We start from the raw sequence: 25,950 nt of genomic DNA, 5'->3' as shown, positions 1-25,950 counted from the left end.
CGGCCATGGGGCCACAGGGGCCAAGCGGCGCGGGGTGTGCCCGCAACCGGTCACAGGGTACGATCAGGACCACCGTGGACCAGGGTGCCCAGACGCTGGCCCTCGAGCGCTCCGGTCACGTTGCCATCACCCTCCAGTCCGAAGACACGGATAGGCATATCGTTGTCCCGGGCCATGGACAGGGCTGCCGCATCCATGACGGCCAAGTTGTCCACCAGAGCCCGCTGATAGCTCAGATTGGTGAACATGCGCGCAGAAGCCTGCTTGTGCGGATCAGCCGTATACACGCCATCCACACCGTTCTTGCCCATGAGGACCTCGACGCAATGAATCTCCAGAGCCCGCTGGATGGAGACGGTGTCGGTGGAGAAGTAAGGCATGCCTGATCCGGCACCGAAGATGACCACACGACCCTTTTCCAGATGACGGATGGCCTTGAGCGGGATATAGGGCTCGGCCACCTGGCCCATAGTGATGGCTGTCTGCACCCTGGTGGCCTGACCATCCTGCTCCAGGAAGTCCTGCAGGGCCAGGCAGTTCATGACCGTACCCAGCATGCCCATGTAGTCGCCGCGCGAACGCTCGATTCCGGCCTGGCTGAGCTCGGCTCCGCGGAAGAAGTTGCCGCCGCCCACCACGATGGCCACCTGCACGCCGCCCTGTACCGCCTGGACGATCTCCTTGGCCACCCGCATGACCACCTGCACGTCGATGCCGACCTCGCCTCCCCCGAAGGCCTCTCCGGAGAGCTTGAGCAGCACACGACGAGGCGATGCTGGGTTTTGCGCTGAATCGGATCCAGTCATAAAAGCCCTTTCTCCAAACATGATGACGGGCGGAATACGCCGGTAATTAGGGTATCGGGGCTGGACGACAACCCCTTCTTGGTCAGGCTCGGGACAAAAGAAGGGGAGCAGCCACGAAAGCCACTCCCCTATCGTCAATTACCATCAATGCCGGTCATCTGCCTATCCCTCAGCTCAGGATCAGGCCAGGCAACTCAGTACATTGCTGGGCTACTCCTCTTCGTCGCCTTTGCCGACCTCGAGACGGGCGAAGGCCAGAGCCTTGCCGCCAGCCTGCTTGAAGAGGTCGCCAATGGTCTTGGAAGTGTCCTTGACATACTGCTGCTCCAGCAGGACGGTCTCCTTGAAGAAGGCGTTCAGACGCCCCTCGACGATCTTGGGGATAATCTTCTCGGGCTTGCCTTCGGCCTGGGACTTCTCAGTGGCCACGCGACGCTCGGACTCCACCACGTCGGCAGGCACATCCTCGCGGCTGAGCCACTTGGGGCTCATGGCGGAGATCTGCAGGGCCACCTCATGGGCCACCTGGGCGCCGGCCTCATCAGTGGCGATCATGGCCACAATAGAGGGGGGCATTTCCACGGACTTGCGGTGGGCGTAAATCTCCACACGGGGGCCCTCGACCCGGGCCACCTGGCCGACCTTGACGTGCTCATGGAAGAGCGCGCCGGCCTCCTCTACGGTCTCCTTGACGGTGCCGGACTTGGATGGAGCGGCATCGACCTGCTCGACGTTGGAGGCATCAGCCTTGGCCACGTCGTCGATGACCTCTTGGCCGAACTCGACGAACTGAGGGGTCTTGGCCACGAAGTCGGTCTCGGAGTTGAGCTCGACGGCGTAGCCGATCTGACCCTGTCCGCCCTCGACGACGGTGGAGGCGATCAAGCCCTCCTGAGCCTTGCGACCCTCGCGGGCGCCTGCGGCCTGGATACCGGTGGCGCGGATGATCTCCTTGGCGCGGGCCATGTCGCCCTCGGCCTCGGTCAGGGCCTTCTTGACGTCCATCATGCCGGCGCCGGTCTGATCGCGCAGCTCCTTGATCAGTGCAGCGGTGATTTTTGCCATGAAACTCTCCTATCTAGACGTCAGATTTCAGGCAGCCTGATCGGCAGCGGGGGTCTCCTTCTGCTCTTGCGCAGGCTGCTCGGCCTGGGGAGCCTGGGCAGTCTCCTGGGCCTGCTCCTGCGGCTGTCCGTCCTTGTTCTCCAGCAGGTTCTTCTCCCACTCGGCCATGGGCTGGTCGGAGGCCTCCTCGGTCTTGGCGGCCTTGCCGGAACGCTCCAACAGACCGTCAGCCACGGCATCGGCCATCAGCCTGGTCAGCAGCTCGACGCCACGGATGGCATCATCGTTGGCGGGAATGGGGTAGGTGACAAGTTCGGGATCCGTGTTGGTGTCCACCAGGGCCACGACCGGGATACCCAGCTTGTTGGCCTCGGAGACCGCCAGGGCCTCCTTGTTGATGTCGACCACGAACAGGGCCGAAGGGGTGCGGTTCATGTTGCGGATGCCGCCCAGCTGACGCTCCAGCTTGTCCTTCTCGCGACGCAGCAGCAGGAGCTCCTTCTTGGTCAGCCCCGAGCCGTGCACGTCGTCGAAGTCCATCTCCTCCAGCTCCTTCAAGCGGCCGACCCGCTTGGTCACGGTCTGGAAGTTGGTCAGCATGCCACCCAGCCAACGCTCGGAGACGTAGGGCATGTTCACCCGGGTGGCCTGGGCCTTGATGGCCTCCTGGGCCTGCTTCTTGGTCCCCACGAAGAGCACGGTGCCGTTGTGGGCGACTGTCTGCTTGATGAAGTCATAGGCCTGGTCGATCAGACCGAGCGACTTGAAGAGGTTGATGATGTGGATGCCGTTGCGCTCCATCAGGATGTACTGCTTCATCTTGGGGTTCCAACGACGGGTCTGGTGTCCGAAGTGGACGCCGGCCTTCAGCATTTCGCTCATGGTGATCTGTGCCATGTCTATACCTTTCATTGTCGGTTATTGCCTGGCCATGTGCACCTGCGTGCAACTCCGAGGAGCCGACCGACACAGGACGTCGCGGACATGGCGCGAATTTGCGGCGTGTGTTCGGGAATACGCTTGGCGCGCCTGCCCGCCCGTGACAGCAGACCTGCGCAGTGACACGCCGAATTACCATGATACCCGAGGCCAATGACCTCGGGTATCATGTTCGCCCTCTGCCTACCTAGCTGATCTCAGCTGCTGCATGGCCTTGCGACGGACGTCGCTCTCCAGCCGATCCACATAGACATGGCCGTCCAGGTGATCGCACTCGTGCTGGATCATCCGCCCCATGATGCCATGGCCCTCAAGAGTCACCGTCTTGCCATCCAGGTCGATGCCGTGTGCTCGGGCGTAGTCGGCACGCCTGGTCGGATACCAGAGGTTGGGCAGGGACAGGCATCCCTCCTCGCCATACTGCTCGCCGGAGGCCTTGTCGATGACCGGATTGATGATGTAGCCCACCTTGCCACCAATGTTGTAGGAGAAGACGCGCAGGCCCACCCCGATCTGATTGGCCGACAGGCCTGCCCTGCCCGGGTCGTCCACGGTGTCCACCAGGTCACGGACCAGACTGCGCACAGCCGGGGTGATGCTGGTCACTGGATCGCAGGGGGTTCGCAAAACCGGATCGGGAACCACTCTGATTGTACGAATCGCCACTGCTTACTCCTCGTCCTCCGGGGCCGCTTCCTCCTCCTGGCGGCCATCACGCTTGCGTCCGGTCATGCTTGCCAGGGAATCGCTCATGGTGGTCCGTGCCCTGCTGACAATGTCGTTCTCCTTGGCAGCAGGCTTGGCTGGCGTCCTAGGCGCATAGAGGACCTTATCCACGAGTTCAGCGTACTGGCGGAGCACCTCGGGGCGCACCACCTTCAGGCTGGGGGTCAGGGTGCCGTCCTCCTGACTGAAGTCCTTGTCCAGCACCAGGAACTTACGCACCGACTCGGCCCGCGAGACGTTGCAGTTGGCCTTGTCCACATACTGCTGGATGAAGGCATGGATGGCCTCGTTGTGGCTGGCCTGCTCCATGCTCATGTCAGCGTCCAGACCCTGGGAGGTCAGCCAGGACTTCAGCATCCCGGCGTCCAGGGTGACCAGGGCACCTACGAAGGGCCTGCCGTCGCCCACGACCACGGCCTGGGAGACTACGGGGCAGGTGCTGATGACATCCTCCAGGGGAGCCGGGCTCACGTTCTTGCCGCCGGCGGTGATGATGACGTCCTTTTTGCGGCCGGTGATGAAGACGAAGCCCTGGTCGTCGATCTGGGCCAGATCACCGGTGTGGAGCCAGCCATCCTTATCGAGCACGGTGGAATCAAGCTCAGGCTGGTGGTAGTAGCCCATGAAGACGCTGGGACCCTTGACCAGGAGCTCATCGTCGTCGCTCAGCCTGACCGTGATGCCCGAGCCAGGGCGGCCGACAGATCCCACCTCGTTGGCATCCTCGAAGTTGACGATGCAGGGCGCTGCCGTCTCGGTCATCCCGTAGCCCTGAATGAAGGTGATCCCGTCGATCCCGTTGAAGAAATGGGCCAGGTCGGCGTTCATGGGCGCGCCGCCGCAGGCCAGGTAACTCAGGTTGGAGCCCAGGGCGGACTCGATCGTATTGCCGACGGTCTTGGTGTAGAAGGCGTGGGCGAGGCGGGTAAACAGCGAATGACCGTTCCCCTCCTGCTCGTCCTTGGACCACTTGATGAAGTGCTTGGTGGCCTTAGCGAAGACCTTGCCGGCCATGCCGGTGCCGGCCTTTTGCGAGGCAGCGTTGTAGACCTTCTCGAAGACGCGTGGCACGCCCAGCAGATATGTGGGCCGGAAGGTGCGCAGATCGGTCAGCAGGTGCTTGGCGTTGGAGACGTATCCGACCACGCCCTGGGCGCCGATAGCCACATACTGGATGTAGCGGGCGAAGCAGTGGGCAAGGGGCAGGAAGAGCATCAGGCGGGAGGGCGCTGCCAGCATGTGGTAGAGCACATCCCAGCCCACAAAGACGATGTGGACGAAGTTCCGGTTGGAGAGCATGGCGCCCTTGGGCTCCCCAGTTGAGCCCGAAGTGTAGACGATGGTGGCCAGATCGTCGGCCTTGACTTGGGCAATGGCCTGATCCAGGCGCTCATCTTCGATCCCCTGGCCGAATTCGCTGACTGCGTTCAGGCCCCCGGCTTCGAAATTGAAGACGTACTTGAGCTTGGGCGAGGATCCCCGGACCTGCTCCAGGATCTGTGCATGCTCTGAGTCACCGGCAAAGGCCAGGATGCAGTCCACATCCTGAACGATCTTCTGGGCCTGGCTGGGCGAGTCGGTCTCGTAGATGGGCACAGAGACCGCCCCGATGGCAGCGCAGGCAAAGTCCGTAACCCCCCAGTCATAACTGGTGGAGGCGTAGATGACCACAGTGCTGCCCTTTTCCACGCCCAAAGCCATCATGCCCTTGGCCACGGCGCGGACCCGTGCGGACATCTGCCCGGCCTTGACATTGTGCCAGTTTCTGGTCATGGGATCCTGCCACTGGGCAACCAGCTCTTCAGGGTCACGGGCGGTGCGTTTTGCCAGGAGTGAATAGATGGTGTCCTTGTCCGTCGTCGGGTGTTGAAGCTCGACCGTATATTCACGCAACATACCCACCATCATATGGGTCAACCCGCCAAAGCCGCCGCCTAGCCCATGTCGAAGCGCACACAGACCCAGCGCGAACCGCTTCTGGCGACGATCAGGTTGGTCAGCACAGTGCGCTCACCGACCAGAAATCCGATGGTGGTTTCGTACCGGTCACGGTCTACACGGTAGATCTCAACCAGTTTAGGGATCAGCGGCAGATAAGTCATGCCGGCGTGGTCCGCTGTTCGGACCATGCCCAGATGCCGATCCCGTAGCAACTGGGCCAGCAGGGCCAATCGTTCCATGCAGACGCGGTTGAGCACACGATCCAGGCTCTTCATAGGTAAACGACCCCGCAACACATCGAAGACCCTGGATGCCAAGGCGCACAGATTGACAAGAATACGCTTGAGATCCGCAGACAGGCCCTCATGCCCGGCAGCATCCCCCGGCCGGATGAAGTTGACCGTTCGCACTGTCAGGTTGATGTCGCCAAATCCCAAGGGGACCTGCGTACAGGTAGACGGCCACCAGCCGCCGACCTCCTGTCCTGTCGACTCCTCGGTTGCTTGATCTTGGTCCCAGACCGGTGCCAGATCCATATACTCCGTCATACTTCTCCCCTCGCACTACTATGTGCTTGTTCTCCCTCCCATGCCGGCGAGGTGCACTGGGCAACCGACGCAACGACAGCGAATACGTCCAGAGTAAGAATGCACTGAGGGATTGTAAAGGCCGGTTCAGGAATGTGGTCAACCTGGACCGGCCTTTAGACAGATTGTGGATAAATGGACCGTGAATGTCCTGTTCTACTCAGCAGCGGGGGGCGGGGGTCACTGCCACACGGCACTTCTGGAAGTTTTTGACATCCACATAACCGGTGGAAGCCATGGCCCGGCGCAGGGCCCCGATCAGATTCAGACTGCCGTCGGTGCGATCGCTGGGACCGAAGAGTATGCGCTCCAGGCTGCCCACCTGCCCGACCTGGACCCTGCGGCCCCTCGGCAGTTCAGGATGATGAGCTTCGGCCCCCCAGTGCATGCCCTGGCCGGGAGCCTCCGTAGCCTTGGCTAAGGGCGTGCCCAGCATGACCGCGTCGGCCCCCATGGCCAAGGCCTTGACAAAGGAACCCGAGGTACCGGTCTCCCCATCAGCGATAACCTGAACGTAACGTCCGCCCGACTCGTCCAGGTAGTCGCGACGCGCCTCGGCCACATCCGAGATGGCCGTGGCCATAGGCGCTTGGATTCCGACGGTGGCGGAATCAGTGGATGACGCTCCCCCGCCGAACCCGACCAGCACCCCGGCGGCTCCGGTGCGCATCAGATGCAGGGCAGCCTGATAGGTGGCGGCCCCGCCGACGATGACCGGAACGTCCAGGTCATAGATGAACTTCTTTAAATTCAGGGGCTCATGGCTGGTGGAGACGTGTTCGGCCGAGACCGCTGTTCCTCGGATCACGAAGAGGTCCACGCCCGCATCGACCACCGTGGCATAGAACTCCTGGGCGCGCTGAGGGGACAGGGCTCCGGCCACCGTGACCCCGGCCTTGCGAATCTCCTGCAGACGGCGGGTGATCAGCTCCGCCTTGACCGGCTCCCGGTAGGCTTCCTGAATGACCCCGGTCGCCTGCTCCGGCGAAGCATGGGCTATCCGGTCCAGCTGCGGACGCGGATCCTCATACCGGGTCCACAGTCCCTCCAGGTCCAGCACGCCCAGTCCGCCCATCCGTCCCAGGGCGATGGCCGTCTCCGGGCTGGTGACCGAATCCATGGGCGCTGCCAAAAGTGGCAGGTTGAACTCGTAGGCATCCACCTGCCAGGCCGTGGAGACATCCTGGGGATCCCGGGTCCTTCTTGAGGGGAGTATGGAGACATCATCGAGCATGTAGGCCACCGTGGCCTTCTTGCCGAGACCGATTTCGATTTCCTGTGTCATGTCTGCCAGCCTAGCGCCTCACAATGACGCTCCGACGTGCTACGAACGGGTTACGAGCATGGGAACAGAGGGTAACAAACTTGGGATAAAACAGTTCGCGAGCGCAACTGAGGCATCGGGAGCAGGATCCGGCCCCCGACCCGCCGATCGATAGGAGGCCGCCATGGACAAGATCGCCGTGAAAGGACGTATCGTCGAGCTCGACGGTGACGAAATGACCCGGGTCATCTGGAAAATGATCAAGGAACGGCTGATTCTGCCCTACCTGGACGTGGACCTGGACTATTACGACCTGGGCATCCGCAACAGGGACGCCACCGACGACAAGGTCACCGTGCAGGCGGCACAGGCCATTCAGCGCGAGCACGTGGGCGTCAAGTGCGCCACCATTACCCCGGACGAGGCCCGGGTAAAGGAATTCGGTCTCAAGCGCATGTGGAAGTCGCCCAACGGTACCATCCGCAACATTCTTGGCGGAACCATCTTCCGCGAGCCCATCGTCATCGACAACATTCCCCGGCTGGTTCCCGGATGGTCCAAGCCCATCGTGGTGGCCCGCCATGCCTTCGGCGACCAATACCAGGCAACTGATTTCACTGTGCCCGGGCCGGGAAAGCTCAGCGTCGTCTTCACTCCTGAAGACGGGAGCGACCCGGTGACCCGAGAGGTGACCGTCTACCCAGGTCCGGGTGTGGCACAGGTACAGTTCAACCTGGACGACTCCATCCGCGACTTCGCGCGTTCCTGCTTCAACTACGCCCTGCAGAGGCACTATCCGGTCTACCTGAGCACCAAGAACACCATCCTCAAGGCCTACGACGGCCGGTTCAAGGACATTTTCGCCCAAGTCTACGAGCAGGAGTACCAGAGTCGGTTCGAACAAGAGGGGCTGACCTACCAGCATCGGCTGATCGACGACATGGTGGCCTCCTCGCTCAAATGGCAGGGCGGCTATGTCTGGGCCTGCAAGAACTACGACGGCGACGTCCAGTCCGATGCAATTGCTCAGGGGTTCGGATCCCTTGGTCTCATGACCTCCATGCTGATGACGGCCGATGGACAGACCGTAGAGGCCGAGGCCGCCCATGGGACCGTGACCAGGCATTACCGGCGCTGGCTCAAGGGGGAAACCACTTCCACCAACCCAATCGCCTCCATTTTCGCCTGGACCGGCGGGCTCAAGCAGCGGGCGCGGCTGGATGACACCCCCAAGGTGGCCGAGTTCGCGCAAACACTGGAATCCGTGGTCATCGAGACCGTACGCTCCGGTCGCATGACCAAGGATCTTGCCAGCCTGGTGGGTCCTGATCAGCCTTGGCTGGACACCGAAGGGTTCATGGACGCCTTGGACCATGCTCTTGCCGAGCGTATGTCTTCAGGTGCTGCAGAAGCCACCGAACGCAAGGCGGCCAAGGCAGACTAGCAGATAAGACACCAGCACCCTCTTCTTGCCATTGCAGACGGTTATTGCAGGCGGTTACTCTCCGCAGAACAGCCTTCACTATCAGTTCCACCGGCGAGGACCGTCTACGCGAAACATCGGCCTTTCATACGCTCCTGCCCGAGAGCCCATAGAATGGTTGCTCGGGACCCGGCCAGAGTCGGGCTCTGTCGGAACGAAGGAGCGAACGTGAAGAAGACCGGCTTTGCACGGCATTTGTCCGGCTTGCTGGCCCTGCTGGCGAGTTTGGTCATGGTGGCATCGGCTGGTGCTTGCGGTGGTCCGGCCTTGGGCAGTGCACAACAGTCTCCGAGCGCCCCACAGAGCCAAGGGGCTACTGCGGCCGCTGAGGTCCCCGGTCGGGTGGCTATTTTCACTCCCTCCGACGGCATCACCCTCTCCCAGCACACGCCCATCAACAAGTGGGCCGCGCTGGTTCCTGAGCTCAAGGCAGCACTGGCCAAGGAGCATCTTCCCAATAAACACATCGATGCCTACACCAGCGGGAACCTGGAGGATCAAAGCAAGGAGCTGCAGGATTACCTGGTCAACCGCCTTTCGGAGCGCAAGGCCGGGAAGACTTCAGAGCCGACCACACTGGTGGTGGCACCCATGACCTCGCCAGATTCCATTACCCGCCAGTATGGCGACTATATCAGCCAGTCATTGGATGCCGATGCCAAAGACAAGGCGCGCGCACGTCTGGTCTCTTCTCTGCGTCTTGCTGCGGGCGCGGGCATGCATGTGGTCCTGCTGGCCAACCAGGTGCCGGGCATCCAACCGGATCTGTTCGTGCAATTATCTGATGCACGGGCCATCGGTCAGATGCAGGCGGACAAGCTGGCCAGCAAACTGGAACTGGACAAGGCCAGCAAGGACAACCCCTGCCGCATCGAAATTCTGCTGCCGAACCGGACAGCTGACGCATCATCTGATGCATCCCCTGCTGACAAGGGTGTTGAAACCGTCCAGGCTGAGCAGAATTCCTTCCCCGCCCAGGCTTTCGCAGGAATCTGGCAGGTGTTGGGGCCCTACTTCAAGGATGGACGGGCTATCAGCCCCTCTGGGCTCCTGAAGACAGACAGCACCGAGAAGGACTGGCAGGCGATCGCCTTTGATCCAGGCAAGGACGCTTCGGCTACGGGCAAAGAGCTGGCGACCCGCCTGGCCACAAACGATGATGCCAAGACCCATATCGAGGTGGACGGCATTCTGGCCATGAACGACTTCATTGTTTCCGGCGTGGTCTCTGAGCTCGGAGATCTGGGTTATCGGGGTTCTTCGGCGGACGTCAACCCGGAGATCTCAATATCAGGCATTGTGGGATCCATGGTCGGTCATCAGGATCTGCACCGGCAGCGCGTGCCCAAGCCAGCTCAGAGCCCTGCAGCCCAGAATCCGACGGCGTCGCAGGCTGATCCTTCACAGACCACGGGCAGGACTCAGGATTCCACGCCCTCGGACGACCACGCTGCCTGGCCCGTCATCAGTGGATACGGCGCCTATGTGGACAACATCCCTCAAATCGTGGACGGACGGCAGTGGATGACTGGTCTGGAGGACAGACTGGGTCTTGCGGCTGATATGGCCAAGGCCTGTGTCGGGCTCAACAGCCAGGGCAAGGTGCCAGCCATGGATACGATCCACACCGTCAACCAGGACGGCAAGCAACAGCGCCGCCTGTCAAGACCCTTGGTTGCGGTTTCGGCCTCCAACCTCAAGGCGGCTCTGATTGATACAGGCTACATCAAGCCAGCCGACGCAGGTCTCTGAGCATAGATCTTCTGCTCGATGTGGTCTTCATACCGCTTGAGAACCTCCTGGCGACGGGGCTTGTATGATGCGGTGAGCAGTCCATTTTCACGAGTGAAGTCCTGGTCCAGAACTAGATAGCGGCGGATTCCCTCGGCCCGGGAGACCTGCGCATTGGCCGCATCTACCGCACGATCGATCTCCGTGCGGATGATAGGGTTCTCCCCAGCCGAAGCGGCATCGTCCAAGGGTTCAGCGCCCTGGTCCCGCAACCACTTGTTGACCTCCTCGAGATTGAGGGTGATCAGGGCCGAAATGAAAGGCCTGCGGTCTCCGATGACCATGCAATGGCTGATGATGGGCGAACGCTCAACGGCTGTTTCCAGCAGCGAAGGCGAGATGTTCTTACCCCCTGCAGTGATGATGATCTCCTTGCGCCGACCGGTCAACCGAACGAACCCGTCTTCGTCCAGACTGCCCAGATCACCGGTCAGCAGCCAACCGTCGCGAATCTGCCTGGTGGTGATTTCCGGATGGTTATGGTAGCCCATGCAGACATCGGGGCCCTTGACACACAGCTGGCCCTCCTGGTCGATGCCCACGGTGATGCCGGGCATGGGCAAGCCGATGGTGCCCAGTCTGTAGCCTTCGGTGGGGTTGACCGTCACTGGACCCATGGTCTCGGTCATACCGTAGCCCTCCAGCAGAGGCAAACCTATGCCGTTGAAGAAGTCCGCAATGTCCCTGTCCAAGGGAGCTCCGCCCGAAATGGCATACCGGACCCGGCCGCCCAAGGCCTCCAGGATGGGGTCGTAAACGGTGCCTGTGTACATGAGATGCTTGGTCTTCAGCGACATGGGAACCCGGCTTCCGGTCTGCTGATGACGAGACCACTGCCTGGCCACTCCTGCAGCATCCAGGAAAATCCTGCCCCTGGCGCCTGTTCCGGCCCGCTGGGAGGCAGCGTTGTAAATCTTCTCGAAGATTCGCGGCACAGCCAGGATGAAAGTGGGCTTGAAGGTCTGCATGTCCTGCAACAGATTGCGGATGGACCCGGTAAGCCCCAGGGTGAGATCCGTGGCAATGGCGAAGAACTGCAGGCAGCGGGCGAAAGCGTGGGCCAGGGGCAGGCAGAGCAGAAGCCGCTTGCCCTCACCCAGGCAGATGTCAGGGACTGCCTGAGTACCTGAACGGACAGTGAAGACGATGTTGCTATGGCTGAGTTCTATACCCTTGGGCTTACCCGTGGAGCCTGAGGTATAGACGATGGTGGCCAAGTCGGAACCCTGCACCGAGTCGGCACGGGCTTGGAAGTCTGCCTGGTCCACCGCCCGCCCATAGGCGGTCATGGTGGTCAGCGCTCCCCTGGTAATCACATACAAGTCGTTCAGATAGGCACACTGGGAGCGAACCGCATCCACTCGGGCCCTCATGTCGTCATCCTCCAGAAAGGCCATGCCGACATGGGAATCGTTGAAGATGCGCCGAATCTGATCGGGAGAGTCGGTCTCGTAGACCGGCACCGTCACGGCTCCGATGGACAGGATGGCCATGTCCAGGGCAGTCCATTCCCATCGGGTGTGCGAGACGATAGCCACCGAATCTCCCCGGCCTACCCCCCGGGCCATAAGCCCTTTGGCCAGCGCGATCACACGGTCGCGAAACTCACGGGCCGTTATCGTGCTCCACTCGCGTCCGCTCCGGTATTCGATCAAAGGATCGTCACCCAGGCGCTCCACCCTGTCCTCAAGCAGGGAGAAGACACCGGCATCGGCGTCTATGGGCTTCTCAAGCGGACGCGTAAATTCTTCCTGCATGTTCTGCATGACCACTCCCTGCTGAAACGGCGTTATGCTTTACGATTCTAACCGCTCCCCCGGGCCGGCGATATACCTGGTCTGCAGACGCGCGAGTCTCGCAGGCGGACCGCGCACTCCTATAGAGGCTTGAGACGAATGCGGTGCCGTCCGACTTTAGCGCCTGGATCCAGATAGTGATCATGACCATCTTTCAGCCCCCAGTGCAGACAATCTTGATCACAGTGGTCAGAGACCCCCTCTACTTCTCCCCAGACTGTGCCGGCCTGCAGCCGGGTTCCCTCCGGCAATGAGCTCTTCGCCGGCTCATAGGTGGAGGTCAGTTTGCCGTGACGAATGGAGACCACGTCCTTGCCTGCTACAGAACCGACAAAATTGATGACACCATCTGCCGGGGCCCGGATGTGCCTGCCTTGTTGCACTGCCAGATCGATCCCGCGATGACCGCTCAGCCATGGATGATCCGGAGGATCGAAGGGACGCATAATCTCTGGGTCGGCCTTATCACCAGGCAAAGGTTCAAGGGGCCACAGCCAGCCCCGGCGACAGGCTGAGGTCGATGAGGTAACTCGACCATTCTGCGCCGGAGCTGCAGCCGAAGGCAGGGTCGGCGCAGGCTGAGACGCGACGGTTGCCGTAGGCCCCGCGGTCGACAGGACCAGTGCCAGCGTCAGTGCCAGCAGGGTCCTGGGAAACCAGGGGGGCCGACAGCCGGAAGGCATGTCAGGCATCCGGCCGGTAACCCTCCGGATACCCTTGTTCTTATGGTCACGCGCACAGGCCATAGTCGCACCTTCATTCCGTCATCGTGGGTACCCGATTGGGCGCCCACCATCATGATGGACTGGATGCCAAAGCCATGTGAACCAGAAAGAGGCATGTGGTCAAATATGTAGTCTTCCACAGCTCGTCCGGCGAAAACCTAATGGTAATTGTTCCTACAAGAGCGCAAGGAATGAGGAAAAGACTCGTCAAAAGTGTTGACCGAACTTATACTTTGTAAACTGAGAAACCTTCTAACATAATTAGGTAAAGGTTACACTAACTGCTATTGAATGCAGATGGGTTCTTACATATATCTCGTCTAATGTAAATATGCGAATAAGAAACTAGTGCCAAGCTATTAAAAAGTTGGAGAACTAGAATCAGCAAAGCTCACAGACGACCAGGCCCAAAACGAATTCATCAGAAATTACTTCAACAAACAATCACATTTCTTGCAATTGTTGAACCATAATTAAAGGTCAAGCCGCTTCTGCCTAGTTTGTTGCGGATATTGCTTTAGTATGTTTTTCTGTGGGGAAAGCCAGGGTTGAATCTCTCTCAACGAGTCGGAAATCAGTCACAAAAGTCCTAGATTTGCCCTTGTACCCATTAATGCGCTCAATCAACATATCAATAGCATGCTCAACGTAATCATTTAGGTATGGATCGATGGTAGTCAGTGATGGAGTCGAGTAGGACGACTCCGGTACATCGTCGAATCCCACGACTTGAACATCTTCGGGAATGCGAATTCCCTCGTTCTGCAAACCATGCAAGGCACCCAGCGCCATGGCATCAGTCAGGCAAATAATCGCATCCGGGCGTATACCTTTGGACAACATTTGTGTCACAGCCTGTACGCCGCTAACTCCTTCCATCCAATCCTTGGGCAGAAGCATCTGCCAATCCACCGATAGCCCCCGCTCTTCGAAGGCCTCGATATATCCCCTAATTCTCAGTTCTTGCAGGCCTTCGGTAGCGCACATGTATTCATTGCGCGTCTTTGGCTTTTCCGGTGCACCGAAGACTGCTATATGACGACATCCCATATCGAGCAACCTGCCTGTGACATACCGAATGGCTCTCGTATTAGGCATAGTCACCCAGTCAACACGATCATAGGAGTTGTAGTCACCGGCTAGAACAATCGGATAGGGCTGATCAAGGATGATGCCTTCGTTCTTTAAAGGTTGGTCCGAAAAAAGCAGCCACCCATCTGCTGACAGCTTTGTAATTTCGTCCATGATGACAGGCAGACCTGATCTGTCCGACCCGTAAGTGCTAATCACTGTTCCATAACCGTGTTTTCGTGATATGTCTATGACTTTATCTGCCAAATAAGGGGCGAATGGCTGCGAAAAATCAAAAATTCCCAGACCTATGAGCTTGGTGGCACCCGTTTTTAATGAACGGGCCGATACATTGACCATGTATCCAAGTTCACGAATAGAGTTCTGCACGCGTTGTCTGGTGGAATCACGCATACTGCCAGTACCGTTGATAACATTGGACACTGTTTTGATGGAAACACCAGAATGCCTGGCTACATCCTTGATAGTCACTCTGGTTGTCAATAGAGCCCCTTACCAATCGGTAATTACATATATTCCGAATTCGCGCAACTCCACATAGTGGACTTATGCGAATTCGGAATATGTAACAACAATTCTGTTTTCAGTTTATCTCAACAAAGAACATACAGCCTAAATACCAGGTCCTTCCTTGAATCATGATTTAACAGATCCGGCCGTCAATCCTCCTACCCAGTACCTTTGCAGGAAGAGGAAAGCCAAGACCATGGGGATAATTGAGATGAAGGCTCCTGAAGTCACCAGATTCCAGACCTGTTCTGATGCTGCTCCGGCCTGGGATTTTGTCTGCCATTGGGTCAGCCCGACCGTAATCGGGAACAACTTTGGATTAGTGAGAACAACCTGAGGCAGGAAGAAGTTGTTCCAAGCACCGACCACGGAAAGCAGAAAGACTGTAGTAATTGCTGGGGTCATAATTGGCAGAGAAACTTGTGTGAAAGTTCTCAACTCACCTGCCCCATCAACTCGAGCCGCCTCGATCATCTCATCGGGTAGGGATTGCATGCAGTAAATTCTCATCAAGTAAACACCCATTGGATTAAGCAGAGATGGCAAAAGCACAGCCCAAATGGTGTTGGTCATACCGATGTCAGACATCAGCAGGAACGTGGGTATCACCAAGGCCGTCGAAGGAATCATCAAAGCGCCGAGAACAATGTTGAAATATAGATTTCGTCCACGGAATCTGAACTTGGAAAAACCATACCCGGCCATAACCGCCACTACTGTGGCACCAAATCCTCCTACAAGAGCGTAAAGGAAGGAGTTGAAAATCCAGCGCCAGTAAATGCCATCCTGATAGGTCGTAAGTTGACCGATGTTCTTCCACAGGTCGAAATCCTTATCGAACCACATAGAGCCGTGGGCGCCGAAGAACAATCCCGAATTCGACTTTGTGGAGGCAACAATCAACCACCATACAGGCAGGAGGAAATAGACCATGGCCAATATCAGTACTACATACACGAAAACGCTGGTATTACCCTGGATGCGCTTGACACTTCTGCGAGTACCACTTGTTCTTGTGGCTGACATGTCAGTCCTCCAATCCAGACTGATGACGAGTCAGTCTCATGAACAAAACGCTGAATATCACCACGACCAATCCCAGAGCAAACGAAACCGTGGCAGAGTAGTTGGTCTGGTTGTAGTTGAAAGCGAGAGCTTGCGCATACATATTGGGCGTATACTCGGGCGGTATGACCGTTGGCGCCTGATTGCGCAAAATGGTGGGTTCTGTATAGAACTGCAGAGTTCCGATAAGGGAGAAGATGGTCACCATGACCAATGATCCTGACACCATCGGCACCTTGATTCTTGTAGCAATCTTCAGTTCTGAAGCCCCATCTATTCTGGCTGACTCGTAGAGTTCATGCGGAATGGACTGCAAGGCCGAATACAAAATCACCATGTAGTACCCCGTCCATTGCCAAGTCACGACATTGACCAATGAACCGAAGATGCCGTTGGCGGTGAGGAAACCGGGAGTCTGCATTCCAAACAGCCCAAATATTGTAGTGAACGGACCCATATTCTTGGAGTACATAAATCCCCACATCAAGGCACCGATAACACCAGGAATTGCATAGGGCAGGAAAATAACCAGGCGAGAGACCGAGGCAAACTTGTTTTTAAAAGAGTCCAGGAGCAGAGCGAATATCAGGGCCAGACCCAATTGGATCGGAACCATGACGACGGTGTAGAGAATGACGCGCCCCATGCCGACCAGAAATATCGAGTCAGTAAAAACGCGCTGATAATTGGCGAACCCCGAGAAGGACTCCCCTTTGACTTGAGTATAAGTAAACAACGATACATAGAATGCGTAAGCAAGCGGTATCACAAGAAACAGCAGAAAGATGACCCCAAAAGGAGCCGTGAAGAACCATCCCCACATTGCTCTACGACTGCTGCCGACATTGGCTTTCGTCTTTCTCGGCTTAACTATTGCGTTCGAAGCCATTTCAGAACCTCCTAAAAAGGAGGGATACCGATCACGACATCCCTCCAATTAAAATGAGCAGTCACTCTATAGTGAAACCTTGCTGCTTGGCATAATTGTTCAGCTTGGTTTCCAGAGCTTTCAGGGTCTCCTTGCAATCATTACCTTTCTTGACAATTGCAGAGAAGGACTTGGTCTGTTCGTCATAGGCATAAGTCTGGAAGGGCAGGAACTCGTCACCTTTCCAAGCATTAGCCACTGGAATGGTGACTTCATTAGGCTTTTGGTTGCCCAAAAATGGCTCTTGCATGTTCTTGAAAGCGTCCGATGCGAGCTGCTTCTTCCAAGATGGGAACAATGCACCATCGGTGACACCGATATGCTGTGCTGTATCTGAATCGAACAGATCGTGAGCAACGCTGGCCGCTGCTTTGGTGTCTTTTGCTTGATCAGTTACAGCCCAAGCGGATCCTCCCTGGTTGACCTGAGGCGTGGAGTCATCCCAAACCGGTGCCTTATAGATCCTGAAATTGCCGCTTGAAGAATTGTCCAAGCCCTTGATGTAACCAGTCAGCCAGGAAGCCTGAACATAGGCAGCATACTTGCCGGAAATCATATTGTTGTTCCAGTCAGTCGTATTGGCGTCCGTCGTGTCGACCAGGCCTTCCTTGACCAGGTTCTGCCAGTACTCTAGAACCTTCTGCACACCTGGGGTATCCAACTTAATGCCTACCTTGTCAGGCATCTTTGACGAATACTTGTAGACTTTCTCTCCCGCCTGAGCAAAGAGCGCAGGATTGACAGCGGTGCCGTTAGGAGCCCAATCGCTCAGGAACCCGTCGAAGCCGGCAGCTTTAAGTTCCTTGCCTGCCTGCTCGAATTCCTTCCAAGTGGTTGGAACCTTGACATGGTATTTATCGAAGATGTCCTGACGCACGTACATGACGAAAGGACCAAGATCGACAGGAACGCCATAAACGGAGTTGCCGCCGCCCATGCTGACGCTCTTCCAGGCGCCTTCCGTGTACTCCTGCTTGTGATCATTCATTCCGTACTTGCTAAGGTCAACCAGATGCTTCTGAGCCCCCGCGACGAATTGCGGCATCGCTTCATACTCAAGCTGGATGATGTCAGGACCGCCGGACTTGGCTTTTATAGCATTATTGAATTTGGTGTATTCAGGACTTCCCTGACCAGCGTTCGTCCAGCACACCTGGATGTCATCATGGTTCTCGTTGTACTCATCGACTACTTTCTGAATGGCTGGATACCAGGCCCACACGGTGACCTTTTCCGCATTCGGCTTTTTAACCTTGTTCTGGCATTGTGCATTGGCATTCGCAGTTTTATCACTGTGCTCAGCCTGACTTTCACTCTTGGCGCCTCCACCGCCGCCACAGGCAGCCATGGAAATTGCTAAGACTCCCGAGAGTGCCGCTGCAATGATTCTCACAGTTCTCCTCATTATTTCTCCTTTGAATATATGTGGAAACCAACAATTTGTAATTATCAATCTATGTGGATAGCCGTCCACGAAACCGGAGGAAGCATGATACTCAATTTGCCGTTCTCAAAGGTAAAGTCCTTACGCGTCTGCAAACTGACACGCTCTGGATCCTCAAGCGTATTACGAGCAGCAATATCTTCGTCATGGAGGCTCCGAACAACCACTTTGCCAGTTCTGTAGAGTCCGGAAAGATCGGAACGATACTCTACACTCCGATCAAGGCTGCGGTTGACAACGAAAACAGTCAGCGAGCCATCGGCTCCTCTTACCACAACAGAGTCCGTCATCGGCACATCGCCATATTGGCTGGTTTCGCATCTGTCGGCATCTTCCTGAGAGGGCAGCACACTGCCACCCTTGGCATATTTGGCAATCAGAGCAAACGGGAAGAAAATGGTTTGTCTCCAAGCAGGACCACCAGGTTCTGTCATGATTGGAGCAATGACATTGACCAATTGAGCCAGGCTGGCGGAATGCACGACATCAGCATTTCTGAGCAGGGTGATGAGCAGATCGCCAAACACCACTGCGTCAGCAACCGAATAGATATCTTCCAGAAGTCTCGAACCCTGAGGCCAGTTACCTATACCTACTGGAGGCTTACTCGGCTCTGCATCCTGATACCAGACATTCCATTCATCGAAAGATATATAGACCTTGTGCTTACTCTTGAGTCTGCCACGAACCGCCGCTATGACTGATGCCACATCGCTGATGAACCCATCCATATCGACACCGGAAGCCAAGAAGCTGGCCATATCGCGATTGTGCGGTTCATAATACGCGTGGCAGGAAATGAAATTAATCTGATCGTAGGCTTCCTCCAGTACAGTACGTTCCCATTCACCGAAAGTAGGCATGCTGTGCGAAGAAGAGCCGCAGGCCACCAACTCTAGATCGGGGTCGACCATACGCATCGCCGTTGCAGTCTGAGTGACCAGTCTGGCGTATTCATGGGCGGTCTTGTGACCGATCTGCCAAGTACCATCCATCTCATTGCCTAAGCACCACATTCGAATTCCGAACGGCTGCTCACGACCATTGCGTCGGCGCATGTCAGACAAAGCCGTACCAGAAGGAATATTGGCGTATTCAAGTAGATCAAGGGCCTCTTGAATACCCCGTGTACCGAGATTGACAGCTTCCATGAGTTCGTTGCCGCCCAATTCATCCAGCCAATCCGCCATCTCATGAAGACCGAATTCATTGCTTTCGCCCGAATGCCAGGCCAGATCGATGCGCTTTGGACGTTCAGAGCGCGGCCCGACACCATCCTCCCAGCGATAGCCGGATACAAAGTTCCCGCCGGGATAGCGGATAGCAGTGACGCCAAGCTCCTTTACCAAATCAATGACGTCCTGTCTAAATCCCGCCTTGTTTGCAGTCGGATGATCTGGTTCGTAGATGCCTGTATAGATACCACGACCCAAATGCTCAACAAACGAGCCGAAAACGCGTTCATTGATGGGGATGGACCTTGTCTGCGTGTCCAGAATCAGATGCGCTTTTCCAGGCTTTGATTGTTGCCGTTCTTCCATGGATCTGGTCTCCTTTCCCCTGCCTTTTATGTCCATCAACAGTGCAGGGTTCTCTCTTTTGAGTACAACGTTGTTTTACTACGAAATATGCAGAAGAATCATTTCTTTGCCTCGCTTTTCTCAGTGCAACCCTGCACATCACTAAATACACTATACAACAAAAAGAAAGTGCAGAACCAACAAGACATACAACGTTGTTCTAATTCGCCTGAGAATACACGCGACACGCCATCCGATGCAACACGATGCCTAAGGGTCTGTTGGGTCTTTTGACTGCTATATCTATAGGTAAATCTCAAAGCCGACTATCTACACATTGGGTTAAAGGAAACACGCAGAGAGGCAGAGCCTTGACAATTTCCCATCAGTCACTAAGTAGAAAACAATAAGCTAGCCCATTGCAATGACAGGCCAGTTCATTGCAGCTAGAACCAAACCAATATGGCTCACATAAAAAAAAAAAACCGCCGGGGAACCGGCGGTTGAGAGCTCCCGCAGCTGGGCTTGAACCAGCGACATTTCGATTAACAGTCGAACGCTCTGCCAACTGAGCTATGCGGGAATATCCCGTTCAACTCTCGCTGAACACAATTACCATACTATAGTCAGGACCCTCGCATCCGACAACTTGGCGTGTCGATTACATGAGAATCCTGTCCATGGGCATGGCCGAATCGATGGAGAAGTCAGGAGCGGAGGGGGACAGTCCGGCCTGGACCAGATTGACGCCCAGCATGGCCACCATGGCACCATTGTCCGTGCACAGGTTGATCTTGGGAATGCGGACCTTGATGCCCTCCTGCTCGCCGAATTCCTGAAGCTTGCCACGCAGCTGCGAGTTGGCCGAAAACCCGCCGCCGACAATCAGAGTATCCGTGTCGAACCTGTGGCATGCGGCCATAGCCTTGCGGGACAGGACGGTGGCCACGGAATCAGCCAGGGAGGCACAGACATCGTCCACGGGAATGTCGAGCCCGGCCTGCTGTCTGCGTTCGACCCATCGAGCCACGGCGGTCTTGACCCCCGAAAAGCTGAAGTCATAAGGATGCTCGGCCCCGGCCCGGCCCTTGGTCAATCCCTGGGGCACGGCGATGGCGTGGGGGTCGCCCAGACGGGCATGGCGGTCGATGTGGGGGCCGCCCGGATAGGGGAAGCCAAGCAGGCGTGCGATCTTGTCGAAGCACTCCCCTGCCGCGTCGTCCAGGGTGGTGCCCACCACCTGGACCGATCGCGCCAGATCATCCACATGCAGCAACGAGGTGTGACCGCCGGAGACTATCAGGGCCAGGGCATTCCGAGGGAAGGGTCCGAATTGGAGCTGGGTGACCGCTATGTGTCCGATGACATGGTTGATGCCATACAAGGGCTTCTTCGCCGCCCAAGCCAACGCCTTGGCACCGGAAACGCCTACAGCCAGGCATCCAGCCAATCCAGGACCAGCCGAGACCGCTATGGCATCCACTTGGGACAGGTCCATATCCGCATCCTTCAGGGCCTTGGAGACGACCGGCACAAAGGACTCAGCATGTGCCCGCGAGGCGATCTCGGGGATGACGCCACCATAGCGGGCATGCTCGTTCATGGAGGATGCCACCACGTTGGACAGCAGCCGGTTGCCCTGAACCAGGGCGGCAGCGGTCTCGTCGCAGGTGGATTCGATGCCAAGCACCAGTGGCTCACTCATGGTCAATGATCCTTTCCTGTCCTTCCGAAGGCTTGTTGCTGACAAAACCCACCGGTCCCGGTCCAATCGAGCTCAAAGGTCTGGTCATAGCCCAGGCATCCACGTCTTCAGGCTGATAGTAACCCTTGCATAGACCGGCCTGTGAGAAGCCAAAGTTCTTGTAGAGGTCAATGGCCACAGGGTTATCTACGCGGACCTTCAGATTCATGCGTTGCAGACCCTCGCGATCGGCTCCCGTAATTATCCTGGCCAGCAGAGATCCTGCAATACCCCGATGCCGGGCTTCCGGCAAGACCCCGAGGATCATCAGCTCGGCATCCCTTTCGCCTGACCAATAACCTCCGTAGCCCAGGATGGCACCCTGGTCTTCCCAGACCAAGTAGGTGCGTGAAGGCGCAGACAACTCGAACCGCAGCTCCTGCCGGCTCCAGGCCTGGTCACCGAAGACGCGCGACTCCAGATCGACCAGCCGGTCCAGGTCCTTAAAGACCGCCCTGCGAATCATGATTGGATTGCCACGTGCTTAAGCGGATTGGGCACGGAGACGTCAGGTCGGCGAAGATAGAGGGGCTCCACCGGGTCGATCAGCCCATGCTGGGCACGTCTGCTAGCGCAAGCAGCCATCAGGCCTGTCCCCCGTGTCCGATCCGCCAGGAAGGATCCTTCATCCAGCACCACCCGTATATCGGAATGCTTATCCAGACGCTCCCATTGGTCGGCATAGCGGCCGGCTCCATGACCGCTAATGACCAGAGTGACAGGACCCTGGTCCACAGACTCCCGCTCTTCCACAATGGCCGCGATCTTCTCACAGATCACCGTTGGATAGTCGATACTCATGTCGGTCAGCGGCTGGGCCGGGGCCTCCGCGCCATCGAAGTCGTCAAAAAGACGGTAGTAGAGCTGCCGCCGACGTGCATCGTTGACAGCCAGGACCAGAAGCCGTGAATGGTCCTGACCCTGCCGCTTGAACCGGCTGTAGGCATAGCGGGCCTGCGGCTCCAGGATGTCCTGTCCCAGCAGACGGGCACCCGTGGCAAACGCCAAGGCTTTGGCGGTGACGATGCCTGCCCGCAGACCGGTGAAGGGTGCAGGCCCCAGTCCCACCACGATGGTCCGCAGATCGTCTGCAGACAGCCCAGCCTGATCCATGACCTTGGCGATATTGACCTGGAGGCGTTCTACGTGCGAGCGCGAGTCGGTCTCGATGCACGGCTCCCACCCCGGCAGCCCCACAGTCGAGCCATATGAGGTATCGATCACCAAAAGGGACGTGTCGGTCCCGCTCATGCCGTCATCGCCTTTCTCAGCTGATCCATTCTATTGGCCCAAGACGGACCCACTCCACGCAGACGTACCATACGCTGACCCTGGGAGCTGGGTGGCGCCTCAGGATCTTCCCGGGGACCCACGGGTCGGGCGATGCTCACTTCCAGACGTTGATCGGCCAGAGCAGAGGCCATCTGCTCGCCCCATTCCATCAGAATGATGGTCCTTTGGCCCGGGTCTTCCAATTCCTCATCCAGACCAAGGGACTCCAGCTCGTCCAGGAGCCGATCCACGGCATCCTCGCCAGGCAGATAGCCCTGTCCACCCAGCCGGTAGGCATCCACGTGGATCAGGGTAACCGGCGAGCCGTCTGACAGGCGGCCATGCAGCTCCCTTGCGATGGTGAACGTGGGCGAAACCACAGGGCCGTCTACTCCAAGTCCGTGGCCCAGCCCCTGGGCCAGGGTGGTCTTACCCGCCCCCAGAGGCCCGGACAGGAGGATCACGTCCCCGCCTTGCAGACACGAGGCCAGGTTTCTGCCCAGGCGTTGCATGTCCTCGCCTGTAGGCACCGCCAGTTCCAATCCATCCTGCTGGCTCATGCCATTGTCCTTCCCTTGGCGGCGATCAGCTCCACTGCCCGTTCCAGAGCATAGCGGGCGTCGCCGCTGCTGGTCTTGCTGATCTCATCAGCCTGGGCCAAGGCCTCGATGCAGGCCGCCAGGCCGGAGGAGGTCCATCCATGCAGCTGTCTCTTGGCCTCCCGCAACTGCCAGTAGGCGGCCTTGGCCTCAGCTGTGGTAATGGATCCCGACTCGATGGCCGCCTCCTTGGCTAGCGTCCGCAGCTTCAGGGCCAGTACGCCAATCAAGGAGACTGGTTCGTTGCCCTGCTCCAGAGCCGTACGCAGAGCGACGACGGCCTGGGCCGGCCTGCCAGCAAGGGCCCTGTCCGCCACCGCGAATCCGGATACAGCCGGGTTGTCGGTCAGATAACAGTTGACGATCTCCAAGGTCATGGGATCCTGGGCAAAATCGAAGCAGAGCTGGGAGCACATGGCAGCCAGTTCCGGAGTGCGCTCGCCCAGAACATCCACCAAGCGCTGGGCAGCCCGTGGCTGGATACGGCGCTGATGGGCTTTGAAACGCCCATAGACGAAGTCGACCTTGTCGTCGAACTTCTTCAGATCCGGCATCCGCTCCGTGACAGCTCCGACCCGTGTCATTTGGTCCAGGAGCCTGCGGCCCCGGTTGCCCCCGTCATGACGTGCGATGACGATACTGGATTCGTCCCCTGCGCTCTCGCGGCAGAAATCAATCAAGGCCTGGCTCAGGGCTTCATCAGCCGCCTGCAGATCATCCAGACAAACCACAGCCGTCTGACTGAGCAGGGAGGGTCCGACCCCCTCCTGAAAGGCGTAAGCGTCGCAGTCCGCCGCGTCCAACTCAATGTATTCGCTGTCCGGATGAGCGGCACACGCCTGCGCGCACAGCTCCTTGAAACGCTGAGCGTTGAGGAAGGGATCGCCGCCGACCACCAGATGGACGGAAGGGTTCTCCTGCTGAGCTTCGGTCATGACTCAAATCTCCCTTCATCGCTGGACATTACCCTCGGTCATCTTTGAAGACCAGTTGGGCTAGAAGGCCATAGGTCTGCTGTAGCCAGCCCTTGATTGACACCCAAGCCGACGGCCGGAAGGGAACCCCGGAATTCACCCCTGTCACAGCCGGCCATGAGTGATCGAGCCCACGAGCACGGATGAATCGAATCAGCCGATGATCGATCACGGCCATGAGACCCAGACCAACCAGGCAGGCGCTACCGACCGGTCCCGGTGGCCAGGCCGCCGGAGCAGCCGCTTCGCCCAGCCACCTGGCGGCAAAAGCCATGACTCCGGTACCCAGGGAGGTCAGTCGGGCCAGGAACAGACCCACTGGAGGCCAGAGCCAGGAGGTGAGCAGAGCCAGCAGGCCAGTCACTGTTGCAGCGTCGACCACAGGAGTGACCAGCAGGTTGGCCAGTGGAGCCAGTAGAGGCAACCCGGGACACATCAACACCTGCACGGGCAGGGTTCCGGCCTGGGCGCACAGGGTCGTGGCCAATGGACGTGCCAAAAATGTCGGTAGATGATCTTCAAGGAGGGCCGCCAACCGCCGGTTACCCAGGCCGATGCCCAGCACGGCTCCACAGGAGAGTGCGAAGCCGAAGCTTGCAGCCATGGAAGGTCGCAGGATCAGCACCAGCAGGACACACCAGGACAGCGTGTTCAATGACTGGGCAGGCCGGCAGGCAGCCAGAGCCAAGGCCGAAAGAAGCCCCATGGCCTGAGCTCGCAGAACTGAATCACCTGGGACCATCAGCATACCCAAACCCAGATAGGCGGTAGACAAAACCAAGGCCATCAGCAAAGGCGGCGAGCGCAGGGCTCGCATAATCCTGACCAACAGCGAGGCCAGAATCATGAAGTGCCCGCCAGAGACCGCCATCAGGTGCAGGATGCCCGATGTCCGGAAGTCCTGGGTCAGACGGGTGGCATAGGCAGGCTCCACTGCCGGCCTGCCCAGGGAGCCATCCGACCCGGGCAGGGCCTGATTGCCCAGAATGCCCATGGTCAAACCCGGCACCAGGATCCGTCCCTGATCGTCCAGTCTGCTGGTCTGCTCGAGAAAGGCCCTTTGCATACGGGCGATCAATCGTCTACAGGGGCCTGGCGGCTCGACCTCTTTCGCCCCGTCTTCCACAGCCAGCCAGGGAATAGGACGGCCGTAAGCAGAGGGCTCCAAGAGGCCTCGCGCACGATACTGCCCGCCCTGTTGCAGCAGGCATGACCGGCTTCGGGCGAAGAGGATGATCCGTTCATCGGAAGGCATGCGCACCCCGGCCACAGTAACCCATGCCAGCCTGACCTCCGCCTGACAGTCCCAGCCTCGCCGAGAGGATGCACTCATGGGGTCCACAGCCCAGCCACGAACCTCAGCCAGCGCTTTTCCCTGACGAATCTGCCGAGCTGCCGGCCCGCTGCGCACTGACTCATGACCGACTGCGGCGGCCAATGCCACAGTCAGAGCCACAGCAGCCAAGACAGCCAATGTCGGCAGCTTCCGAGGACCAAGCCAGGTGGAAATACACGGAGACTGACAAACTTGGTGCAGCCGGATCCGCCGGCATGGGCGATAGGGTGGGCGCGATACCTGACCCTTGCAATCAGCGTCCCCTGCAACAAGCAAGCAAACGAGTTTGAAGGCAAGCAGGACCATGGCTATCAGCAATGGAAGCGCCAAGACAAGCGGCATC

Annotated in this window: 22 protein-coding genes and 1 tRNA gene; 2 read left to right on the top strand and 21 right to left on the bottom strand. The window is 58.1% G+C overall.

Annotated features, from left to right (window positions below; all coding sequences use genetic code 11):
• Positions 1-50: 50 nt before the first annotated feature.
• The 7 genes from pyrH to J3T93_RS07840 all read right to left on the bottom strand — a co-directional run bounded on the left by pyrH (position 51) and on the right by J3T93_RS07840 (position 7,349).
• Positions 51-806, bottom strand: a complete 756-nt coding sequence (pyrH, locus tag J3T93_RS07870; protein ID WP_267431205.1) for a UMP kinase — start codon at positions 804-806, stop codon at positions 51-53.
• Positions 807-1,016: 210 nt separating this feature from the next.
• Entirely contained in the window at positions 1,017-1,871 is an 855-nt protein-coding gene (tsf, locus tag J3T93_RS07865; RefSeq protein WP_267400038.1) for a translation elongation factor Ts, read from the bottom strand.
• A gap of 27 nt (positions 1,872-1,898) precedes the next feature.
• Positions 1,899-2,768: a 30S ribosomal protein S2 gene (rpsB, locus tag J3T93_RS07860; protein WP_267431204.1), complete on the bottom strand. Its 870-nt coding sequence runs from the start codon at positions 2,766-2,768 to the stop codon at positions 1,899-1,901.
• Between the two features lie 225 nt (positions 2,769-2,993).
• Positions 2,994-3,476 carry a peptide deformylase gene (locus J3T93_RS07855; protein ID WP_267400039.1) on the bottom strand — a complete coding sequence of 161 codons (483 nt, stop codon included), beginning with the start codon at positions 3,474-3,476 and terminating at the stop codon, positions 2,994-2,996.
• Positions 3,477-3,479: 3 nt separating this feature from the next.
• Positions 3,480-5,432 carry an AMP-dependent synthetase/ligase gene (locus tag J3T93_RS07850; protein WP_267431203.1) on the bottom strand — a complete coding sequence of 651 codons (1,953 nt, stop codon included), beginning with the start codon at positions 5,430-5,432 and terminating at the stop codon, positions 3,480-3,482.
• A gap of 38 nt (positions 5,433-5,470) precedes the next feature.
• Complete coding sequence (locus tag J3T93_RS07845) at positions 5,471-6,025, bottom strand: hypothetical protein (RefSeq protein WP_034524942.1); 555 nt, start codon at positions 6,023-6,025, stop codon at positions 5,471-5,473.
• Between the two features lie 199 nt (positions 6,026-6,224).
• Positions 6,225-7,349: a GuaB3 family IMP dehydrogenase-related protein gene (locus J3T93_RS07840; protein ID WP_267431202.1), complete on the bottom strand. Its 1,125-nt coding sequence runs from the start codon at positions 7,347-7,349 to the stop codon at positions 6,225-6,227.
• A gap of 163 nt (positions 7,350-7,512) precedes the next feature.
• Between J3T93_RS07840 and J3T93_RS07835 the strand changes: the two genes are divergently transcribed.
• On the top strand, positions 7,513-8,772 hold the full coding sequence (locus tag J3T93_RS07835; protein ID WP_267400042.1) for an NADP-dependent isocitrate dehydrogenase: 1,260 nt from the start codon (positions 7,513-7,515) through the stop codon (positions 8,770-8,772).
• A 207-nt stretch (positions 8,773-8,979) separates the two neighbouring features.
• On the top strand, positions 8,980-10,563 hold the full coding sequence (locus J3T93_RS07830) for a hypothetical protein (RefSeq protein ID WP_267431201.1): 1,584 nt from the start codon (positions 8,980-8,982) through the stop codon (positions 10,561-10,563).
• Here J3T93_RS07830 and J3T93_RS07825 read toward each other — a convergent pair.
• The 14 genes from J3T93_RS07825 to J3T93_RS07760 form a co-directional block, all read right to left on the bottom strand.
• Complete coding sequence (locus tag J3T93_RS07825) at positions 10,533-12,359, bottom strand: AMP-dependent synthetase/ligase (protein WP_267431226.1); 1,827 nt, start codon at positions 12,357-12,359, stop codon at positions 10,533-10,535. The two genes, J3T93_RS07830 and J3T93_RS07825, sit on opposite strands and share 31 nt — an antisense overlap.
• Before the next feature lie 119 nt (positions 12,360-12,478).
• Positions 12,479-12,844: a M23 family metallopeptidase gene (locus J3T93_RS07820; RefSeq protein ID WP_267431198.1), complete on the bottom strand. Its 366-nt coding sequence runs from the start codon at positions 12,842-12,844 to the stop codon at positions 12,479-12,481.
• A 774-nt stretch (positions 12,845-13,618) separates the two neighbouring features.
• A complete protein-coding gene (locus tag J3T93_RS07815; RefSeq protein WP_324123870.1) occupies positions 13,619-14,698 on the bottom strand; it encodes a LacI family DNA-binding transcriptional regulator in 1,080 nt (359 codons plus the stop codon).
• A 153-nt stretch (positions 14,699-14,851) separates the two neighbouring features.
• The gene (locus J3T93_RS07810; RefSeq protein ID WP_267431196.1) at positions 14,852-15,751 is read right to left on the bottom strand and encodes a carbohydrate ABC transporter permease; all 900 of its coding nucleotides are present in this window, start codon (positions 15,749-15,751) and stop codon (positions 14,852-14,854) included.
• 1 nt (position 15,752) lies between these two features.
• Positions 15,753-16,679, bottom strand: a complete 927-nt coding sequence (locus tag J3T93_RS07805; protein ID WP_267400053.1) for a carbohydrate ABC transporter permease — start codon at positions 16,677-16,679, stop codon at positions 15,753-15,755.
• A gap of 61 nt (positions 16,680-16,740) precedes the next feature.
• A complete protein-coding gene (locus J3T93_RS07800) occupies positions 16,741-18,111 on the bottom strand; it encodes an ABC transporter substrate-binding protein (protein WP_267431195.1) in 1,371 nt (456 codons plus the stop codon).
• A 56-nt stretch (positions 18,112-18,167) separates the two neighbouring features.
• Positions 18,168-19,703, bottom strand: a complete 1,536-nt coding sequence (locus tag J3T93_RS07795; protein ID WP_267431194.1) for an alpha-N-arabinofuranosidase — start codon at positions 19,701-19,703, stop codon at positions 18,168-18,170.
• 489 nt (positions 19,704-20,192) lie between these two features.
• A tRNA-Asn gene (locus tag J3T93_RS07790) sits at positions 20,193-20,265 on the bottom strand.
• Positions 20,266-20,343: 78 nt separating this feature from the next.
• Positions 20,344-21,387, bottom strand: coding sequence for a tRNA (adenosine(37)-N6)-threonylcarbamoyltransferase complex transferase subunit TsaD (tsaD, locus tag J3T93_RS07785; RefSeq protein WP_267431193.1), 1,044 nt, complete (start codon positions 21,385-21,387; stop codon positions 20,344-20,346).
• Positions 21,380-21,892, bottom strand: coding sequence for a ribosomal protein S18-alanine N-acetyltransferase (gene rimI / locus J3T93_RS07780; RefSeq protein ID WP_267431192.1), 513 nt, complete (start codon positions 21,890-21,892; stop codon positions 21,380-21,382). Before rimI ends, tsaD begins: the two co-directional genes overlap by 8 nt.
• Positions 21,889-22,677 carry a tRNA (adenosine(37)-N6)-threonylcarbamoyltransferase complex dimerization subunit type 1 TsaB gene (gene tsaB / locus J3T93_RS07775; protein WP_267431190.1) on the bottom strand — a complete coding sequence of 263 codons (789 nt, stop codon included), beginning with the start codon at positions 22,675-22,677 and terminating at the stop codon, positions 21,889-21,891. The genes rimI and tsaB overlap by 4 nt, the downstream gene beginning before the upstream one ends.
• Positions 22,674-23,258 carry a tRNA (adenosine(37)-N6)-threonylcarbamoyltransferase complex ATPase subunit type 1 TsaE gene (tsaE, locus tag J3T93_RS07770; RefSeq protein WP_267431188.1) on the bottom strand — a complete coding sequence of 195 codons (585 nt, stop codon included), beginning with the start codon at positions 23,256-23,258 and terminating at the stop codon, positions 22,674-22,676. The genes tsaB and tsaE overlap by 4 nt, the downstream gene beginning before the upstream one ends.
• A complete protein-coding gene (gene holA, locus J3T93_RS07765) occupies positions 23,255-24,232 on the bottom strand; it encodes a DNA polymerase III subunit delta (RefSeq protein ID WP_267431186.1) in 978 nt (325 codons plus the stop codon). The genes tsaE and holA overlap by 4 nt, the downstream gene beginning before the upstream one ends.
• 28 nt (positions 24,233-24,260) lie before the next feature.
• Complete coding sequence (locus J3T93_RS07760; RefSeq protein ID WP_267431185.1) at positions 24,261-25,745, bottom strand: ComEC/Rec2 family competence protein; 1,485 nt, start codon at positions 25,743-25,745, stop codon at positions 24,261-24,263.
• Between the last annotated feature and the right edge of the window lie 205 nt (positions 25,746-25,950).

The sequence above is a fragment of the Bifidobacterium sp. B4111 genome (assembly GCF_026537235.1).
GTDB lineage: Bacteria > Actinomycetota > Actinomycetes > Actinomycetales > Bifidobacteriaceae > Bombiscardovia.
The sequence above is the reverse complement of the archived record's forward strand: the minus strand, read 5'-3'. Positions and strand labels throughout refer to the sequence as shown.

Excerpts from the sequence above, each read along its gene's own strand:
- pyrH (WP_267431205.1), bottom strand. The coding sequence starts at position 806 with ATGACTGGATCCGATTCAGCGCAAAACCCAGCATCGCCTCGTCGTGTG.
- tsf (WP_267400038.1), bottom strand. The coding sequence starts at position 1,871 with ATGGCAAAAATCACCGCTGCACTGATCAAGGAGCTGCGCGATCAGACC.
- rpsB (WP_267431204.1), bottom strand. The coding sequence starts at position 2,768 with ATGGCACAGATCACCATGAGCGAAATGCTGAAGGCCGGCGTCCACTTC.
- J3T93_RS07850 (WP_267431203.1), bottom strand. The coding sequence starts at position 5,432 with ATGTTGCGTGAATATACGGTCGAGCTTCAACACCCGACGACGGACAAG.
- J3T93_RS07845 (WP_034524942.1), bottom strand. The coding sequence starts at position 6,025 with ATGACGGAGTATATGGATCTGGCACCGGTCTGGGACCAAGATCAAGCA.
- J3T93_RS07840 (WP_267431202.1), bottom strand. The coding sequence starts at position 7,349 with ATGACACAGGAAATCGAAATCGGTCTCGGCAAGAAGGCCACGGTGGCC.
- J3T93_RS07835 (WP_267400042.1), top strand. The coding sequence starts at position 7,513 with ATGGACAAGATCGCCGTGAAAGGACGTATCGTCGAGCTCGACGGTGAC.
- J3T93_RS07825 (WP_267431226.1), bottom strand. The coding sequence starts at position 12,359 with ATGCAGGAAGAATTTACGCGTCCGCTTGAGAAGCCCATAGACGCCGAT.
- J3T93_RS07820 (WP_267431198.1), bottom strand. The coding sequence starts at position 12,844 with ATGCGTCCCTTCGATCCTCCGGATCATCCATGGCTGAGCGGTCATCGC.
- J3T93_RS07810 (WP_267431196.1), bottom strand. The coding sequence starts at position 15,751 with ATGTCAGCCACAAGAACAAGTGGTACTCGCAGAAGTGTCAAGCGCATC.
- J3T93_RS07805 (WP_267400053.1), bottom strand. The coding sequence starts at position 16,679 with ATGGCTTCGAACGCAATAGTTAAGCCGAGAAAGACGAAAGCCAATGTC.
- J3T93_RS07795 (WP_267431194.1), bottom strand. The coding sequence starts at position 19,703 with ATGGAAGAACGGCAACAATCAAAGCCTGGAAAAGCGCATCTGATTCTG.
- tsaD (WP_267431193.1), bottom strand. The coding sequence starts at position 21,387 with ATGAGTGAGCCACTGGTGCTTGGCATCGAATCCACCTGCGACGAGACC.
- rimI (WP_267431192.1), bottom strand. The coding sequence starts at position 21,892 with ATGATTCGCAGGGCGGTCTTTAAGGACCTGGACCGGCTGGTCGATCTG.
- tsaB (WP_267431190.1), bottom strand. The coding sequence starts at position 22,677 with ATGAGCGGGACCGACACGTCCCTTTTGGTGATCGATACCTCATATGGC.
- tsaE (WP_267431188.1), bottom strand. The coding sequence starts at position 23,258 with ATGAGCCAGCAGGATGGATTGGAACTGGCGGTGCCTACAGGCGAGGAC.
- holA (WP_267431186.1), bottom strand. The coding sequence starts at position 24,232 with ATGACCGAAGCTCAGCAGGAGAACCCTTCCGTCCATCTGGTGGTCGGC.